At 49.7% G+C, this 326-nt stretch carries 1 rRNA gene; it reads left to right on the top strand.

The window, feature by feature from the left end:
• Window positions 1-255 (top strand): 16S ribosomal RNA (locus IFS44_RS21775); the annotation flags it as partial.
• Between the last annotated feature and the right edge of the window lie 71 nt (window positions 256-326).

Here is a 326-nt window from a genome sequence, read left to right as displayed (position 1 = left end):
AAAAAACCAACGCCCTTCGGGGCTCCTTGGTGAATCATAATAACTTAACGAATCGCATGGCCTTGCGCCGGCGATGGTTCATTCAAATTTCTGCCCTATCAACTTTCGATGGTAGGATAGTGGCCTACCATGGTGGCAACGGGTAACGGGGAATTAGGGTTCGATTCCGGAGAGGGAGCCTGAGAAACGGCTACCACATCCAAGGAAGGCAGCAGGCGCGCAAATTACCCAATCCCGATACGGGGAGGTAGTGACAATAAATACTGATACGGGGCTCTTTCGGGTCTCGTAATTGGAATGAGAACAATTTAAATCCCTTAACGAGG

Origin of the sequence: Sphingomonas sp. CFBP 13706, from assembly GCF_014842355.1 — a bacterium.
GTDB lineage: Bacteria > Pseudomonadota > Alphaproteobacteria > Sphingomonadales > Sphingomonadaceae > Sphingomonas > Sphingomonas aerolata.
This window is presented reverse-complemented; position numbering and strand designations above follow the sequence as displayed.